The organism is Haloferax sp. Atlit-48N (genome assembly GCF_003383015.2).
GTDB lineage: Archaea > Halobacteriota > Halobacteria > Halobacteriales > Haloferacaceae > Haloferax > Haloferax volcanii.
The window spans coordinates 386,557-402,278 of record NZ_CP137689.1 but is presented as its reverse complement, the minus strand read 5'-3'; the positions used below and the strand labels follow the sequence as shown (position 1 = coordinate 402,278).

The window sequence follows — 15,722 nt, the reverse complement described above, 5'->3', positions numbered from 1 at the left end:
GGACGGCGCTACTTGAACCGGATGCCGAGGTCGTGTAGGCCGTCGTTGTTCCGCGCGACGTTGATGAGAAGCGGGGTGATACCCTCGATTTCGGGGGCGTTGGCGAGGCCGCCGCCGTCGAGCGCGCGGAGGCCGTCGATGCCCTCGGCGAGCAGGCGCACCGTCTCTTTGGCGTCCTCGTCGTCGGCGACGAGCAGCGTGTCGATACCGAGGTCGGCGTCGAGGTCGGCCAGTCGGCCGGCCGCGAGGTTGTGGAACGCGCCGACGACCGGCACGTCGTCGGGGGCCGCGTCGGCGACGAGCGCCGTCACGCTCCCCGCCTTCGGCGGGTGGTAGTGGAAGCCGTCGTCGTCGCGCTTCATGCCCGCCGCGGGCGTGACGAGCACGTCGCCCTCGGACAGCGAGTCGGAAACGGCCTCGACGGTGTCGGAGACGTGGTACGGCGGCACGGCGAGGACGACCACGGAGGCGCGGTCGGCGGCCATCTCGTTCGTGAAGCCGTTTACCTTCACGTCGCGGCCGCGGCTGGAGAGTTCGGTCTCGTACTCGTCGGCCTTCGCGCGGGCCTTGTCGGGGTCGCGCGACCCGACGATGACCTCGTGGTCGGTGTGGTAGGCCCAGCGGAGGGCGAGGCCCTCGCCGATGTCGCCGGTCCCACCGAGGAGTGCGATTCGCATACACACACCTCCGGACCGAGCCGACCTAAAGGGTTGTGCGACCGGTGGGTTCTGCCTGTGTTCGCGGGCGGGCGGCGGCGGGTGGACGGCGCTATCGACCCCCGCCGTCGGACTCGACGAGCGCCTGCACCCGCTCGAAGCCGTCGCGGTAGACGAGCCACCACGCGACCACCGGGGCCAAAAGCAGGAGCGGCCCGAGGAGGACCAACTGCGCGAACGGGTCCGGCGGGAGGAGGTACGTCCCGACGACGACCACGAGCGCGTCGAGCGCGAGCAGCGTGACGACGAAGGCGCGGAGGTGTCCCATCAGCGACCCTCCGGCGGCGAAACGGGAGTCTGAGTCGGCGTCTGAGCCATCAGTCGAGCAGGTCCGGAACCTCGTTCACGTCCTCGACGACGGCGGCCGCACCGATTTCGGAGAACTTCTGTCGGCCGTCGTCGCCGGTCAGACCGCCCGAGAGGACGCCCACGCCGTAGTAGACGCGCTCGGGGTCGGCGGCGTCGGCGTTCAGCGCCGTCTTCACGTCGTCGAGGGTGTCGCCGACGAAGACGACCGAGTCGGCTCCGAGGCGCTCCGCGACCGTCACGAGCGCGGCGGGGTGGGGCTTGCCCTCCTCCCAGTCGTCCATCGTGAACCGGTGGTCGTCGGCCACGTCGAGGTTGACGCGGTCGAGCGCGATGTCGGCCTCGGCGGCGGGACGACCCGTGACGACGCCGAGTTCGCGGTCGCCGAGGGCGTCGAGCGTCTCCGGGCGGAGGAGCACCGGTTCGTCGTGGATGTAGCCGGGGGCCTCGAACGGCGGGTCGCCGCCTTCGAGGTCGCGGTACAGGTCGCTCCCGAGGTAGAGCGCCTGAAACGTCTCGCGGAGCGCCTCGGGGTCCCACTCGTCGAAGACGACGCTCGGCTCCGAGAGCAGGGCCTCGACGGTCGCCTCGGCGGCGTCGAGGCCGCCGCCGCGGGCCTCGATTTCGCCGGTGAACGCGGCGACCGACAGGTCGGCCTCGCGGGCGGCGAGGACGGACAGCGCCGCCGCGTAGGTGAGTTCCCAGTCGTTGTTGAAGCCGCCGGCGTCCTTGAACAGTTGGACCTCGTCGCGGGAGATGGTCGTGCCGTAGTGTCGGTCCACGGATTCGACGATGGCGCGCCGGTAGGAGTCGGCGACGTCGACGAGCACTCCGTCGATATCGAGGACGACAGCGTCCGCGTGCATACCGGAAGCCCGCGACGAGCGGGCAAGTGCCTTACTCTTGGGACCGACCGGGAGAGTCCCGCCGGGCGCGCTGGTCCCGTCGCCCGCGCTCGGCGGCGTACAAGGTGTCGCCCGGCAGCGACTCGCGGGAGACCGGAATCGAGGGCTCGTCGTAGCCGAGCGTGGTAAACAGGAAGTCGGCGTCGGCGCGGCGGGCGACCTCCGCGGCGGGGCGGTGGAGTTCGACGGGGACGTTCAGCGCGTAGACGACCTCGGCGGCGGCGTAGGGGCCGAGGTCGGCGGCGTCGGCGCGGGCGAACACGTCGTCGCGGACGAACGAGACGCCGTCGGGGACGGGGAAGTCGTGCACGTCGACGGCGACCACGTCGACCCCGCGGGCGGCGAGGGCGGCCGCCACCGACGGCTCCCGGCCGACCCCGACTTCGACCGCGCGGTCGTACCCCGACAACCGTCTGACGAGCGCGTCGCGCAGCGATTTTTTCACGTCGGGATATTTATGAAGCGTCCCCGCTTAATCCCTCGCATGCTCGTCGATATCGTGCCTATCGGGGATATTTCTGCGGCCGTCAAGCGGGAGGCATCCGCCGGACTCCGCTCCGTCTACGACTGCGACGTGACCGTGCAATCGAATCAGGCGATACCCGAGGGCGCGTTCGACCGGAGCCGAAACCAGTACCGGGCCGAGCAGTTCATCGAGCTGGCGAGCCGCATCGGGCGCGGCGAGAAGAACATCGGCATCACCGAAAAAGACCTCTACTACCGCCGCCGAAACTACGTCTTCGGCCTCGCGTACCTCAACGGCAACGGCTCCGTCATCTCCACGTACCGTCTCCAAACCTCCAGCGACGGCGGCATCACGAACAAACCCGCCGAGGAGGTGCTGTCCGACCGCGTGCGAAAAGAGGTCGTCCACGAAATCGGCCACACCCTCGGCCTCGAACACTGCGACAACAACAAGTGCGTCATGTCCTTCTCGCCGACGGTCCGAGAGGTCGACGTGAAAGAAGAGAACCTCTGTGGCACTTGCAGTCGGCTCGTCCACTAGCGCCCGAACGCGAGTCCCGCCCGTCTCGTCTCGTTCCGTCTCGCTCCGTCTCGACTCACCCTTTTTCTCGTCTCGGCACCTGTATTCAGGTATGAACTTCGTCGTTGCAGTAGACGGCTCTGCGGCCGCCGACAGAGCGCTCGACCACGCGCTTTCGATGCTCGAACCGCTGGGTGCGACGGTCACAATCGTCCACGCGGTCGAACCGCAGGTCCTCGTCGAAGGCGGCGAGGAGCCGGTCGCGGGCGTCGCGGGGACGGGCGACCGCATCGTCGCCGAGAGCCTCGAAGACGCGGAATCGCGCGCCGAACGCGTCCTCAACGCGGCCGCCGAACGCGCCGCCGACGCCGGCGTCGACGCGGCCACGGAACTCCTCTACGGCGACCCCGTCGAGGCGATTCCGGCCTACGCCGACGAGGCGGACGCGGACGGCATCTTCGTCGGCCACCGCGGCCTCTCGAAGCGCTACGAGGGGCTGGTCGGCAGCGTCGCCAAGGAACTGGTCGAACGGGCGTCCTGCCCCGTCACCGTCGTCCGCTGAATGCGACGACTCGACGGCCGAAACGGCGGCGGTCAACCCCTGCGAACCGCCCTCGCGCTCTCGCTCGTCACCGGCGAATCGTTCGAGATGACGAACGTCCGCGGGAACCGCTCGACACCCGGACTGAAGGCCCAGCACGTCGCCTGCGTCTCGGTCGCGGCGGCCGTCTCGAACGCCGCGGTCGAGGGCGGCGAGGTCGGCTCCTCGACGCTCCGCTTTTCGCCCGACCGCGTCCGAACCGACCCCGTCGAGGTCGCCGTCGGCACGGCCGGGAGCGCGACGCTCGTCTGTGAGACGGTGCTCCCGGCGGCCGTCGCCCTCGACGACCCGCTTTCGCTCACCGTCACCGGCGGCACCGACGTTCGGTGGTCGCCGCCGGCCGACTACCTCCGGTACGTAAAGCGCCCGCTGTGTTCGGCGTTCGGCGTCGAGTTCGGCGTCTCGGTGCCCCGCCGCGGCTTCTACCCGGCCGGCGGCGGAAGGCTTTCGCTCCGCATCGAACCGGCCGAGCCGACCCCGCTGGCGCTGGACCGCCGCGCGGACCCCGACGAACTCCGGGTCTACTCGGCCGAAAGCGGCTCGCTCGCGGACGCCGCGGTGGCCGACCGGCAGGTCGAAGGCGTCCGCGACGCGCTCGCCGAGGCGGGTGTCGAGCTCCCCGTTCACGCCGCGGTCTCGTCGGTCGAAAGCGACTCGCCCGGGTCGGTCGTGGTCGCCGTCGCGCGGGGAGAGGATGACGAGCGCGCCGGCGACGGCTCCGAGTCGGTCGTCGCCGGCTTCGACGCCTACGGCGAGCGCGGCACGCCGGCCGAGGCGGTCGGGTCGCGAGCGGCCGCGTCGTTCCTCGACTGGCTCGGCGGCGACGCGCCCGTGGACCGACACATGGCCGACCAGCTGCTCGTCTGGGTCGCGCTCGCCGGGGGTCGCCTGCGGATTCCCGCCGTCACGGACCACGTGCGGACGAACCTCGACGTGATTCGGGCCTTCGGCTACGACGTGACGCTTCTGGCGGGCGACGACGGCGCAGGTGCGGTCGTGGAGTCCGACGGCGGCCGGTGAGCGAGGGACCCGTTTTCGGCCGGGTCAGAGCGCGTAGCACCCGGTCAGTTTCGTCTCGGCGACGACGTGTCCCGCGATGGCGCGCTTCAGGTCGGCCTTCGTCGCGCCCGCGTCGAGGTCGAGGGGTGCATCGAGCGCGTACAGCAGGAACCGGTAGGTGTGCTCGCCGTCCGGCGGGTTCGGGCCGCCGTAGCCCCGCTCGCCGTAGCTGTTCGTTCCCTCGACCGCGCCCGGTGGCGTCTCGCCCGCCGCGATGGCGTCCGTCTCGGGGGCGACGTTCCAGACGAGCCAGTGGTCCCACACCTCGCCCGCGGGCTTCACGGCGTCGGGGTCGTCCATCACGAGGGCGAGCGAGGCGGTCCCGGGTGGCACGCCGCCGATGCGGAGCGGCGGATTCTCGTTTGCGGCCGCGTAGCCGTGGGGGCGGGGTATCGGGCATCCGTCGTCGAACGCCGGGCTCCGGAGGGTGAGCCCGCGACGGCGCTCGCTCGACTCGCTCGATATCATACCGTCGCGTTGGGCGACCAGCGACAAAATTATTCGTTCGGGAAACCCGACGCGTCAGCGGCTGCGAACGACGCGAACGCCGATTCCGTCGGGGTCGGAGAGGACGAGCGACTCGGTCGCGGTTGACGCGTCGGCCGCGTCAGTCGCGTCGCCGTCGCCGGACCCGGGCTCGTCGGACCCGTCCTGTTCGATCTCGTGGCCGGCGTCGACCAGCGACTCGCGGACCGCGTCGAGCGTCGCGGCGTCGGGGACGACGACTTCGAACCACTCGATGCCGCGGCTCCCGCCGGCCGGGGCGCTTCGGGTGTTCCAACTGTTCAGGCCGACGTGATGGTGGTACTCGCCGGCGGCGACGAACGCCGCGCCGGGGTAACCCTCGTCGCGGACGCGCATACCGAGTGCGTCGACGTAGAAATCCCGCGAACGAGGGACGTTCGTGACTTCGAGGTGGACGTGGCCGAGGTCGGTGCCGGCGGGCGCGACCTCGTCGCCGGCGGCGTCGTCCGCGAGCGCACCGAGGTCCAGCGGGAGCGTGTCCATCGACACCCGGCGGTCGTCGGTCCACGGCCACTCCTCGCGCGGGCGGTCGCGGTAGACCTCGACGCCGTTGCCCTCCGGGTCGCGGAAGTACAGCGCCTCGCTGACGAGGTGGTCGGACGCGCCGGAGAGCGTCGCACCCGTGTCGCCGGCGCGGGTTCGGGCGCGGGCGAGCACGTCACCGAGCGCGCCGCGGTCGGGCACGCGAACCGCGAGGTGGAACAGCCCGGCCTCCCGGCGACCGCGCTCGGGGGCGTCGGAGTCCTCGTCGAGGACGACGACGGGCGTCTCGCCGGCCGAGAGCACCGCCCGCGACCCGTCGCGTTCGCGCTCGACCGCGAGGCCGACCACGTCGCGGTAGAACGGGACGACGCGGTCGAGCGAGCCGACGCGGAGCGCGACCCGACCGAGGTGGGTGTCGTCCGTGAGCGAGCCGTCGGATGGGGAATCGTTCGTCATATCCCCGTCTTCGAGCGTGGCCGTGAAAACGTCCGTAGTAACATCGGAGTCACTCGCGGCGCGGCGTGTAACCGGGTCGCCGGCGGCGGGAAACCGCCGGCTGAGACGGAAGGAAACCGAGACCGAGAGCTAACCGAAAGCGAGAGCGAAGGAGCGAAAACGGAAACAAAAACGAGGCGGACGGAAACGCGAACGGGCGACCGGGTCGCTACTCGGCGTAGTAGTACTCGCCGGCGCGCTTCTGCTCGCGGTCGAGTTGCGAGTCGGGCTTGTTGATGCGCGGGCGCTGGGTGCGCTCGTCGCGGCGGAACGTGATGTCGAGGTCCGACAGGAAGTCGTTCATGCCGTCGCGCATCTCCTGCGGTTTCGAGGCGTGGCCCTCGATGGACGGCTCGCCGTCGAACACCATCAGGCGGTCCGCGAGCAGGTCCATCATGTAGATGTCGTGGTCGATGACCATGACCGTCGCGTCGTGGTTCTCGGCGTAGCGGCGGATGGCCGAGGTGGCCTGCACGCGCTGTTCGACGTCGAGGTGGGCCGACGGCTCGTCGAGCAGGTAGAGGTCGGCATCCTGCGAGAGACACGCCGCGATGGCGACGCGCTGGCGCTCACCGCCGGAGAGGTCGGTGAGGTTGCGCTCCATGATGCGGTTGAGCTGGAGCGGGTTCGCGATTTCGGTGTTCCAGTACGACGAACCGAACTGGTCGGTGATGGACGAGAGGAACGCGTCGACCCGCATCGGCTGGTCGATTTCGATGTACTGCGGCTTGTAGGAGATGTCGAGCGCGAAGTCGAGGTCGCCCGCGTCGGGCGTCAGGTCGCCCGTAAACAGCTGTGCGAGCGTCGACTTCCCGATACCGTTCGGGCCGACGACGCCGAGCACTTCGCCGTTGTAGATGGTGCCGGATTCGACTTCGAGCGAGAACTCGCCGTCGCCGTAGGACTTGGCGAGGTCGGGGTACTCGACGAGGGGTTCGGCCTTCGTCGTCTCCCGCGGCGCGTGTTCCTCGAAGGTGATGGCCTCCGGGCGGATGCGCATGTTCTCGTTCGAGAGGTAGCCCTTCAGATACTCGTTGATGCCGTTTCGGACCGACTTGGGGTCGGTGATGACACCGTACGCGCCGGGCTCACCGTAGGCGACGTGGAGCGTGTCGGCGAGCAGGTCGAGGATGGCGAGGTCGTGTTCGACCACGAGCACCGCGCGGTCTTCGTCCTCCGCGAGTTCGCGGATGAGCCGCGCGGCGGTGACGCGCTGGCCGATGTCGAGGTACGGCGATATCTCGTCGAGGAAGTAGAAGTCGCGGTCGCGGGCGAGCGTCGCCGCGAGGGCGACCCGCTGGAGTTCGCCGCCGGAGAGCGTCTCGATGTCGTTGTCGACGACGGGCCCGATGTCGAGGCGGTCGATGTAGGAGTCGAGCGCGCCGCGCTCGTCGGTCGCTTCGAGGAGTTCGCGCGCCGTCCCGTCGAACTGCTTGGGAATCTGGTCGACGTACTGCGGCTTGCGCGCGATGGAGACCTCGCCGTCGCGGACCTGCTCGACGTAGTTCTGGAGTTCGGTCCCGCGGAAGCGGTCGAGGACGGCCTCCCACGTCGGGTCGTCGGCGTAGTTGCCGAGGTTGGGGACCATCTCGCCCGCGAGGGCGCGGACGGCGGTCGTCTTCCCGATACCGTTCGGGCCGAGGATGCCCGTGACCGAACCGGCCTCGGGGACCGGAAGCCCGTACAACGAGAAGGCGTTCTCGCCGTAGCGGTGGGTCGGCTCCTCGTCGAGCTCCGACGGGAGGTTGATGATTTCGATTGCATCGAAGGGGCATTTCTCGACGCAGATGCCGCAGGTCTCGCCGAGACAGATTTCCTCGGAGATGCGCACCTGGTCGGGGCCGCCCTGCTCGGCGTCCTCGCCGCGGAGCGTGATGCACTCTTTGCCCGTCCGGTTCGGCGGACAGAAGTTCGAGCACTCGTAGCTACAACGGTCCGGGGAACACCGGTCCAAGTCGACGACGGCGATACTATCGTCGGCCATCGTTAGAGCTGAACACCCGAAGTCAGCAGGATGGCGAACGTGATGAACCAGAGCGCGAAGGTCATGAACACCACGTAGAGGTAGTCCTTCGCGCCGAACCCGTTGACGTCGACGCCGACGACGCGAAGCACGGGGAACTGAATGAGGACGAGCGCCCCGAGGATACCCACGGCCAACTGATTGGTCGCGGCCTCGGGACTCGTCCCCACCACAGCACCCGAAACCACCGCGGCGGCGATGCCGGCGAGGCAGGCGAGTGTCGTGACCGTCACTCCGCGAATGTGACTGGAGAGTCCGGTCTGCGTTTCCGTGGCCATGTGTTCCCGTGCGATATCCGGCGTCAAAAGGCGTTCGTTCCTCCCGCCACCCCGCGGATAAAGCGTTGTCGGCCGGTCGCAGGCCAACAAGGTTTATGCTGGTAGCGCGTTTCGATTCGTAACGATGGCTGGAACAGAAGAGGAGAGTCTCGACGACCTCCCACCGAGTGCGAAGCTTGTTTTCAAAGTGCTCGAATACAACGGTCCGCTCACCCAGAAAGGCATCGTCGAAGAGTCGATGCTCTCGGCGCGAACCGTTCGCTACGCGCTCGAACGACTGGAGGGAATCGGTATCGTCGACGAGGACGTCTACTTCGCCGACGCCCGACAGAACCTCTATCAGTTGACCGATCTCGCGCCGCAGCAGGCGCAGGCCAAAGCCGACGGCGGCAAGGAAAAGGCCTGCTGCGCCGAGTAATCAGAACCGCCGCGGAACCACCGCACGCTTCGCAGTCGGTGTCGTAAGAGACCAGTTGCGACGTGTCGACCCGGTCGAACTCCGACCGACGAAAACGACGATTCGGCCGTTCTGTTAGGCCGGAACGACCGTAATCTGCTGTTTTCTGTCGATTGCGTTCTCCAGTTCCTCGGCGATGGCGCTGCCGCGGGAGACCTGAATGTCGCCGCCGCGACCGACCGTCGCCGTGAACAGGTACTCCCCGTCGGCGCGGACCTCGACCGTCTCACCGACGTGGCCGTCCATCCGAACGACGACGTGCCGCGAGGTGACCTCGGGCGTCACGACGACGCCCTCGTCGGCCCCGCCCGCGGAGGCTGACGCGCCGGACTGTCCGCCGGCGTTCGCGCCCGCGTGCTGCCCCGACGACGAGGGCTTCTCGTCGTGGGTCCGCACGTCGATGTCGATTCCGAGTCGGTCTTCCACGTCCGAGATGCGGCCGCCGCCCTTCCCGATGACGTAGGAGATGTCGTCTTCCTCGACGTAGACGACCGCGCGGTTCTGGCCCTGCAAGTCGACGTCGACGTGGCCGCGGGCGATGGAGCGAATCTCCCGTTCGATTTCCTGTTTCGCCAGCCGGGAGACGCCGCTTTCCTTCTCCTCGCCGTCCTCGCCGAGCGGGACGGTGACGACCTGCCGGTTGAACGTGTAAATCTCGTACTTCGGGGTGCCGGTCTCGAAGTCCCGAATCTGGATGACCGGACGGGCGAGGTCCTCCGCGAAGAGGCCCTCGGGCACCTTCACCTCGGTGCGCACGTCGTACACCGTGTGGACCTCGCCGTCTTCGATGTAGACGACGGTGTCGACGACCTGCGGAATCATGCCGAGTTCGACCCGGCCGACGAGGCGCTGGAGCGCGTCGATGGCGCGGGTGGCGTGGACGACCCCGACCATGCCGACGCCCGCCAGCCGCATGTCCGAGAACACGGAGAAGTCCTCGGTCTTTCTGACCTCGTCGTAGATGGTGTAGTCGGGGCGAACGAGCAGCAGCGAGTCGGCCGTCTTCGCCATGTCGCCGCCGAGGGCGGTGTACTGGGTGATGTCGGGGCCGACCTGGAGGTCGCGCGGCTTCTCCATCGTCTTGACCGCGTAGTCGCTGTCGTTGAGGAACTCGGCGACCGCCTGCGCGAACGTGGACTTCCCGGCCCCGGGCGACCCGGCGATGAGGACGCCGCGCTGGCGCTCGGAGAGTCGGTCGCGGAGTTCGTCGGCGAACTCGTAGTCGTCGAGTTCGGTCTTGACGATGGGACGGACGGCGGTGATTTCGATGCCGTCGGCGAACGGCGGGCGGGCGACCGCGATGCGGTAGTCGCGGAACTGGACGATGTCCATGCCCGGCTCGGAGAGTTCGACGAAGCCGTCGGTGGCGGCGCGGGCGGAGTTGACGATGTCGTCGGCCCACTCCTTCATCGTCGCCTCGTCGGTCGGCTCGTCGGCGATGGGCTGGTAGTGCATCTCGCCGACCGCGCCGCGTTTGGCCTTCGGGCGGGTGTCGGTCTTGAGGTGGACCGACATCGTCTGGTCGTCGAAGAAGCGCTCGATGATGAGCCCGCCGGAGCCGCGGACCGCGGCCTCGACGTACTCGACCGAGACGCCCTTCGCCTTCGCCACTTCGGCCTGCACCACGTCGCTCGTCAGGAGCGTCGCCGACCGCTCGGTGGCGATGTCGCGGATGAGCGCGTCGATGTCGCCCTCGCCGGCACCTTTCGTCTCGCCCGAACTCGGGCGACGGCCGACGTAGTTGAGGTCGATGACGCCGTCGTCGGCGAACTCTGCGAGGCGCTGGAGCTCCGAAAGGCCCTCCCAGCCCGTGTCACGGCCGTCGTTGGCCTGCGATTCGAGTTCGCTGACGACCGCCTCGGGGACGAGTACGTCGGCACCCTCGTAGGTGCCGTCGTCGACTCGCTCGGACACGCGACCGTCGATGACCGCGCTCGTGTCCGGCACTATCTTCATGCGCGTGAGTTTGGGCGGGTGACGGATAAGGTTGTAGATAAAAGCGGTGACACCGCCGGCGGGTCGTCGGGTGGTACCGCGTCCCGCGTTCCGCGCCCCGCGTCCGGCGACCCCGACTCAGTCGTCGCCCGGCGCGACGGCTCGCTCGCCGTCGACCACCTCGAACGACTCGACGAGGTCGTCGAGGTCGGCCGCCTGCGACGACAGCTCTTCGGTCTGGTCCGCGAGGTCGCCGATGGACTCGGACTGCTCCTGTGCGGTCTCGACGACGGTTCGCGACTGGCCGGCGGTCTCCTCGGAGATGTTCGCCACGTCGTCGACGCGGGCGGCGATGTCCGCCGCCGACTCGGCCTGCTGGTCGGTCGCGGCGCTCACCTCGGCCACGCTGGCGTCGATATCCGTCACCATGTCCACGATGGTCTCGAACTCGCCGATGGCCTCCGTGACCGTCTCCAGACTGTCGGCGACCTGCCGGTTCATCTCCCGCACGTCGGCGAGCGTCTCCTCGGAGTGCTCGGTGATGTCTGCGATGAGGCCCGATACCTCGTCGGCGGAGTCGCGGGTCTCCTCGGCGAGCGACTTGACCTCCTGTGCGACGACCCCGAAGCCGTCGCCGGCCTCGCCCGCGTGGGCGGCCTCGATGGCCGCGTTGATGGCGAGCAGGTCGGTCTGCGAGCCGACGTGGTCGATGAACGCCGCGATTTCGTCTATCTCCTCGATGCTCTCGGTGAGTTCCGCGACGGCGTCGGCGGTGCGGTCGATGCGGGCCTCGACGGTGTCTAACTCCTCCATCGCCTCGGTCGCGGCGTCGCGGCCGACCTCGCCGCGCTCGGAGGCTGTTTCGGCGGTGGTGGCGACCTCGTCGGCGGAGGCGGCTATCTCCTCGACGGTCGCGGAGAGCGTGTTGAGTTCGTCGGAGACGGTCTGGAGGTGTTCCGTCTGCGCCCCCGCGCCGTCGGAGATTTCGGTGACCGAGGCGGCGACTTCCTCGCTGGCGGCGTCGGCCCGGCGGACGTGCTCGCGGGCGGTCGAACTCATCTCCGACACCTCCTGTGCGAACGACTGCACCTCGCCGATGGTCGACGAGAGTGTGCGGACGAGGTCGTTGTAGGTCGCCGCGACCTCCGCGTACCGCTCGTCGTCGACGCCCCAGTCGTCGGTGTCGATGGTGGCGGTGAGGTCGCCCGCCTGCGCCCGCGAAGTCGCCTCCGCGAACGCCTCCACGAGGTGCTGGAGGTTGCGCGTGTAGTCCGCGAGGTCGCGCTGCATCCGGTCGAGCGCGTCACCGAACTCGCCCGGTAAGTTCTCGTCGAGCGCCGGGTCGTCGAACCGCTGGTCGGCGAGCGCGCCCGCCTGCGAGGCGACGACGCAGAGGTGGTCGTGCATCGCGCCGAAGTCGTCGGCGAGGCGGGCCACCTCGTCGGTTCCGCTCACGTCCGGGGGGCGGGCCGACAGGTCGCCCGCCGCGACGCCCGCGGCCGCCGACGAGATGGACTCGATCGGCGAGACGATGTCTTTTCGCGTGATGATAATCGTGTTGACGAACGCGAGGCCGGCACCGAACAGGAGGAGCGCCGAGAGTTCGAGTCGGAGCGCGCCGGTCGCGACCCACGGAAGCGCGGCCTGCGCGAGCGAGACCGCGAACTGGATGGCGACGGCGGCGACGACCTTTCTCTCGACCGAACCCGAGATATCGAGCGCGTCCATGCTTCCCCAGAGCAACCGTTCGTACGTCGAGACGAGTCGCATACTCCGACGTGCGGGGTATACGTCATAAGCCGGACCGGGAATTCTCGGAATTTGATAACGGTCTCCCCGCGAGGCGGCGCGAGGGAGTGCCCGACCGCAGTCGCGACGGGGGTTGGCGGGACTGCCGGACGCACACGCTTTTGGAGCGACCCGCCGACGGGCCGGCATGGACGAACTCCGCGACCTCACGGAGACGCTCGTGTCGGTGCCGAGCCACGAGGACGAGACCGCCGCCGGCGACGCCATCGAAACGTGGCTCCGCGAGGAGACCGACGCCGACGTGGCCAGAGACGACGCGGGGAACGTCGTCGCCCGCGTCAACCCCGGCGTCGGCGAGTCGCTCGCGCTCGTCGGCCACCACGACGTGGTTCCGCCGGCCGACCGGCAGACCACGGACGGCGGCGACTACGTGGTCGAGACCCACGACGGCCGCCTCTACGGCCGCGGCGCGGCGGATATGAAAGGTGCCGTCGCGGCGTCGATGCTCGCCTTCCGCGACGCGGCCGCCGACGCCGACTCGGAAGTCGCCTTCGCCTCGTTCGTCGGCGAGGAAATCGGCGGGGAAGGCGTCCGCGCCGCCCTCGACGACGGCTTCGAACTCGACTACGCCGTCGTCGCCGAGGGCTCGACGAACTACTCGGGACCGAACCGGACCGACGTGGCCGTCGCCCACCGGGGCCGCCGGGCGAGCACCCTCGTCGCGTCGGGGACCGCCTGCCACGCCAGCGAACCCGAGCGCGGCGAGAACGCCGTCTACCGCGCGACCGACGCCGTGGACGTGGTTCGCGGTCTCTCCGTGCCGGACGCCGAGGTCCTCGGCCACCCCGTCTCGGGGAGCATCGCCGTCACCGAAATCGACGGCGGGAGCGCGTGGAACGTCATCCCCGACCACTGCGAGGTGACTATCGACGAGCGGACCGTCCCCGGCGGCTTCGCCGACCTCGCGCTGGCTGCGGAAATCGAGGGCGTCGAGTGGGTCGTCGAACAGGACCTCCCGCCGATGGCGTGCGACGACGCCGAGTTCGCTGACCGCGTCCTCGACGCCGCTCGGACGGTCCACGAGGCCCGCGGCGACGAAGCACCCGAACAGACGACGAAGCCCCACGCGACCGACGCCGGGTGGCTGGCGCAGGCGGGCACGACCTGTGTCGTCTACGGCCCCTCGGAGCCCGGCGAGGCGCACACGAGAGACGAGAGCGTGTCGCTCGACGTGCTGGCGCGGTGTTACGAGACGTACCGCGCGCTCGTTGGGGAGTGGTGAGAGCCACCGGCTCCGCCCGCGACGACACCTGAACACCCCGCCCGCGACGACGCCCGAGACACCACCGGGCGGGACTGAAAGGGGCCGCGAGCGAGGGCGAACCCCGGCGGCGTGAGCACCGCAGGCCGGAGGCCGAGGAGCGCGCGTCGCCGCGGGAGTCGTCGCTCGCGGGGGCTTTCGCGGTGTCGTTCACGGCTGTTGTGTCGTTGGAGCCGGTCGCAGTCTCGTCGGCGTCGAAAGCGCGACCAGTTACGACCGAGTAGCAAAACCCCTCCACGGATGCCCGGCTCCTGCGGTTTAATACGCCTCCGAGACCACCGTTCGTATCATGGCACAGTCCTCCGCGGAATCCGACTCGGAGTCGGCGTACGACCGACTCCTCACGAAGTACAAGCGAATCGCCAACGTCGAGAACGCCGGCGGCATCCTCTCGTGGGACCAGCAGGTCATGATGCCCGACGAGGGAACGCCTGCGCGCTCCCAGCAGATGTCCGCGCTCTCCGCCTTGAGCCACGAACTCCTGACCGACGACGAGTTCGGGGACCTCCTCGACGCGGCCGAGGCCGACGACCCGACCGACGAGCAGGCCGACGTGCTGCGCGAACTCCGCCGCGACTACGAGCGGGCGGCCCGCGTGCCGAACGACCTCGTCGAGAAGATTTCGGCGGCGTCGTCGGAGGCCATCCCGGCGTGGAAGCAGGCGAAAGCCGAAGACGACTTCGAGAAATTCGCGCCGCATCTGGAGAAACACGTCGAACTGAAGCGGCAGTACGCCGAGCACATCGACCCCGACCGCGACCCCTACGAGGTGCTGTTCGAGGACTACGAGCCGTGTCTCCCGCTCGAACAGGCCGAGGAGATTCTCGCAGAGGTGCGCGAGGTGCTCGTCCCGATGATTGAGGACATCCGCGAGTCCGACGCGGACCTCGCGGTGGACGCCTTCGAGGGCGAGTTCCCCGAAGAGGACCAAGAGGAACTCGTCCGCGACGCGCTGACGACGCTCGGCTACCCGTGGGAGCGCGGCCGTCTCGACACCGCCCCGCACCCGTTCTCCTCGGGGACGCAGTTCGACGCCCGCGTGACGACCCGCTACGACGAGTCAGACGTGCTCGGGTCGCTGTTTTCGACCGTCCACGAGTTCGGCCACGCGCTGTACACCCTCGGCCTGCCCGACGAGCACTACGCGACCCCGCTCGGTGAGGACCGCAACCTCTCGGTCCACGAGTCGCAGTCGCGGCTCTGGGAGAACCACGTCGGCCGCTCGCGCGCCTTCTGGCGGCACTTCCTGCCCACGCTCGAAGACCGGTTCCCCGAGGTCGACGCGACGGTCGAGGAGGCCTACGAAGCGGCCAATCGGGTGTACGACGACAACCTCATCCGCGTCGAGGCGGACGAACTGACCTACCACCTCCACATCGTCATCCGGTTCGAACTCGAACGCGACCTCATCGCCGGCGACCTCGACGTCGAGGACGTGCCGGAGGCGTGGAACGACAAGTACGAGGAGTATCTCGGCATCCGCCCGGACACCGATTCCGAGGGTTGTTTGCAGGACATCCACTGGGCGTACGGGAACTTCGGCTACTTCCCGACCTACTCGCTCGGCTCCATCATGGCCGCCCAACTGTTTTCGGCCGCCGAGGAAGACATCGACGACCTCGACGGGAAACTGGCCGACGGCGAGTTCGACGACCTCCGGGAGTGGCTCCGGGAGAACGTCCACCGCCACGGTCGGCGCTACGAGACGAACGACCTCGTGAAGCGAGCCACCGGTGAAGACTTCGCCGCCGACGCGTTCCTCGACTACGTCGAGTCGAAATACGGGGCGCTGTACGACCTGTAAACGAGCGGAACAGTCCGCCGCAGTCGCCCGGTTTTCGACGACTCGGAGTCGTCGTAGGAACTAAATAGGGGTATGCCATA

At 69.0% G+C, this 15,722-nt stretch carries 16 protein-coding genes; 6 read left to right on the top strand and 10 right to left on the bottom strand.

Translation table 11 applies throughout. The features are described 5' to 3' along the window. Nucleotides 1-8: 8 nt before the first annotated feature. The 4 genes from npdG to DEQ67_RS02205 all read right to left on the bottom strand — a co-directional run bounded on the left by npdG (nt 9) and on the right by DEQ67_RS02205 (nt 2,372). The gene (npdG, locus tag DEQ67_RS02220) at nt 9-677 is read right to left on the bottom strand and encodes an NADPH-dependent F420 reductase (RefSeq protein ID WP_004044491.1); all 669 of its coding nucleotides are present in this window, start codon (nt 675-677) and stop codon (nt 9-11) included. A gap of 91 nt (nt 678-768) precedes the next feature. Further along, the gene (locus DEQ67_RS02215; RefSeq protein ID WP_115891390.1) at nt 769-984 is read right to left on the bottom strand and encodes a DUF7534 family protein; all 216 of its coding nucleotides are present in this window, start codon (nt 982-984) and stop codon (nt 769-771) included. 49 nt (nt 985-1,033) lie between these two features. Then, complete coding sequence (locus tag DEQ67_RS02210) at nt 1,034-1,888, bottom strand: TIGR01548 family HAD-type hydrolase (protein WP_115802133.1); 855 nt, start codon at nt 1,886-1,888, stop codon at nt 1,034-1,036. A 31-nt stretch (nt 1,889-1,919) separates the two neighbouring features. Beyond that, nucleotides 1,920-2,372 carry a UPF0146 family protein gene (locus tag DEQ67_RS02205; RefSeq protein WP_115802132.1) on the bottom strand — a complete coding sequence of 151 codons (453 nt, stop codon included), beginning with the start codon at nt 2,370-2,372 and terminating at the stop codon, nt 1,920-1,922. A gap of 39 nt (nt 2,373-2,411) precedes the next feature. Between DEQ67_RS02205 and DEQ67_RS02200 the strand changes: the two genes are divergently transcribed. From DEQ67_RS02200 to rtcA, 3 genes are all read left to right on the top strand, one after another. Beyond that, complete coding sequence (locus DEQ67_RS02200) at nt 2,412-2,933, top strand: archaemetzincin family Zn-dependent metalloprotease (protein WP_004065304.1); 522 nt, start codon at nt 2,412-2,414, stop codon at nt 2,931-2,933. A gap of 91 nt (nt 2,934-3,024) precedes the next feature. Further along, on the top strand, nt 3,025-3,474 hold the full coding sequence (locus DEQ67_RS02195; protein ID WP_004065305.1) for a universal stress protein: 450 nt from the start codon (nt 3,025-3,027) through the stop codon (nt 3,472-3,474). Further along, nucleotides 3,475-4,533, top strand: coding sequence for an RNA 3'-terminal phosphate cyclase (gene rtcA / locus DEQ67_RS02190; protein ID WP_115860490.1), 1,059 nt, complete (start codon nt 3,475-3,477; stop codon nt 4,531-4,533). 24 nt (nt 4,534-4,557) lie between these two features. Here rtcA and DEQ67_RS02185 read toward each other — a convergent pair whose 3' ends face one another. The 4 genes from DEQ67_RS02185 to DEQ67_RS02170 form a co-directional block, all read right to left on the bottom strand. Beyond that, nucleotides 4,558-5,040: a YbhB/YbcL family Raf kinase inhibitor-like protein gene (locus DEQ67_RS02185; RefSeq protein WP_115802130.1), complete on the bottom strand. Its 483-nt coding sequence runs from the start codon at nt 5,038-5,040 to the stop codon at nt 4,558-4,560. A gap of 54 nt (nt 5,041-5,094) precedes the next feature. Beyond that, nucleotides 5,095-6,036 carry a VOC family protein gene (locus DEQ67_RS02180; protein ID WP_115802129.1) on the bottom strand — a complete coding sequence of 314 codons (942 nt, stop codon included), beginning with the start codon at nt 6,034-6,036 and terminating at the stop codon, nt 5,095-5,097. Nucleotides 6,037-6,244: 208 nt separating this feature from the next. Continuing rightward, nucleotides 6,245-8,059 (bottom strand): ribosome biogenesis/translation initiation ATPase RLI, encoded by a 1,815-nt coding sequence (locus tag DEQ67_RS02175; protein WP_115860494.1) that lies wholly within the window; start codon nt 8,057-8,059, stop codon nt 6,245-6,247. A 2-nt stretch (nt 8,060-8,061) separates the two neighbouring features. Beyond that, the gene (locus DEQ67_RS02170) at nt 8,062-8,376 is read right to left on the bottom strand and encodes a hypothetical protein (RefSeq protein ID WP_004044501.1); all 315 of its coding nucleotides are present in this window, start codon (nt 8,374-8,376) and stop codon (nt 8,062-8,064) included. Between the two features lie 124 nt (nt 8,377-8,500). On the opposite strand from DEQ67_RS02170, the gene DEQ67_RS02165 reads away from it, so the two are divergent. Then, on the top strand, nt 8,501-8,794 hold the full coding sequence (locus DEQ67_RS02165) for a MarR family transcriptional regulator (RefSeq protein WP_004044502.1): 294 nt from the start codon (nt 8,501-8,503) through the stop codon (nt 8,792-8,794). A 114-nt stretch (nt 8,795-8,908) separates the two neighbouring features. Here the strand turns inward: DEQ67_RS02165 and DEQ67_RS02160 are convergent, their stop codons facing one another. Next, nucleotides 8,909-10,789, bottom strand: a complete 1,881-nt coding sequence (locus tag DEQ67_RS02160; protein ID WP_004065310.1) for a PINc/VapC family ATPase — start codon at nt 10,787-10,789, stop codon at nt 8,909-8,911. Nucleotides 10,790-10,906: 117 nt separating this feature from the next. Next, nucleotides 10,907-12,538, bottom strand: a complete 1,632-nt coding sequence (locus tag DEQ67_RS02155) for a methyl-accepting chemotaxis protein (RefSeq protein ID WP_115860496.1) — start codon at nt 12,536-12,538, stop codon at nt 10,907-10,909. Nucleotides 12,539-12,704: 166 nt separating this feature from the next. Between DEQ67_RS02155 and DEQ67_RS02150 the strand changes: the two genes are divergently transcribed. Next, complete coding sequence (locus DEQ67_RS02150) at nt 12,705-13,799, top strand: M20 family metallopeptidase (RefSeq protein WP_115891391.1); 1,095 nt, start codon at nt 12,705-12,707, stop codon at nt 13,797-13,799. 328 nt (nt 13,800-14,127) lie between these two features. Next, the gene (locus tag DEQ67_RS02145) at nt 14,128-15,642 is read left to right on the top strand and encodes a carboxypeptidase M32 (protein ID WP_115891392.1); all 1,515 of its coding nucleotides are present in this window, start codon (nt 14,128-14,130) and stop codon (nt 15,640-15,642) included. The last annotated feature ends 80 nt before the right edge of the window (nt 15,643-15,722 follow it).

Coding starts and splice junctions, on each gene's coding strand:
- DEQ67_RS02210 (WP_115802133.1), bottom strand. CDS start 1,888: ATGCACGCGGACGCTGTCGTCCTCGATATCGACGGAGTGCTCGTCGAC.
- npdG (WP_004044491.1), bottom strand. CDS start 677: ATGCGAATCGCACTCCTCGGTGGGACCGGCGACATCGGCGAGGGCCTC.
- DEQ67_RS02170 (WP_004044501.1), bottom strand. CDS start 8,376: ATGGCCACGGAAACGCAGACCGGACTCTCCAGTCACATTCGCGGAGTG.
- DEQ67_RS02175 (WP_115860494.1), bottom strand. CDS start 8,059: ATGGCCGACGATAGTATCGCCGTCGTCGACTTGGACCGGTGTTCCCCG.
- DEQ67_RS02200 (WP_004065304.1), top strand. CDS start 2,412: ATGCTCGTCGATATCGTGCCTATCGGGGATATTTCTGCGGCCGTCAAG.
- DEQ67_RS02145 (WP_115891392.1), top strand. CDS start 14,128: ATGGCACAGTCCTCCGCGGAATCCGACTCGGAGTCGGCGTACGACCGA.
- DEQ67_RS02160 (WP_004065310.1), bottom strand. CDS start 10,789: ATGAAGATAGTGCCGGACACGAGCGCGGTCATCGACGGTCGCGTGTCC.
- DEQ67_RS02150 (WP_115891391.1), top strand. CDS start 12,705: ATGGACGAACTCCGCGACCTCACGGAGACGCTCGTGTCGGTGCCGAGC.
- DEQ67_RS02195 (WP_004065305.1), top strand. CDS start 3,025: ATGAACTTCGTCGTTGCAGTAGACGGCTCTGCGGCCGCCGACAGAGCG.
- DEQ67_RS02180 (WP_115802129.1), bottom strand. CDS start 6,036: ATGACGAACGATTCCCCATCCGACGGCTCGCTCACGGACGACACCCAC.
- DEQ67_RS02185 (WP_115802130.1), bottom strand. CDS start 5,040: ATGATATCGAGCGAGTCGAGCGAGCGCCGTCGCGGGCTCACCCTCCGG.
- DEQ67_RS02155 (WP_115860496.1), bottom strand. CDS start 12,538: ATGCGACTCGTCTCGACGTACGAACGGTTGCTCTGGGGAAGCATGGAC.
- DEQ67_RS02165 (WP_004044502.1), top strand. CDS start 8,501: ATGGCTGGAACAGAAGAGGAGAGTCTCGACGACCTCCCACCGAGTGCG.
- rtcA (WP_115860490.1), top strand. CDS start 3,475: ATGCGACGACTCGACGGCCGAAACGGCGGCGGTCAACCCCTGCGAACC.
- DEQ67_RS02215 (WP_115891390.1), bottom strand. CDS start 984: ATGGGACACCTCCGCGCCTTCGTCGTCACGCTGCTCGCGCTCGACGCG.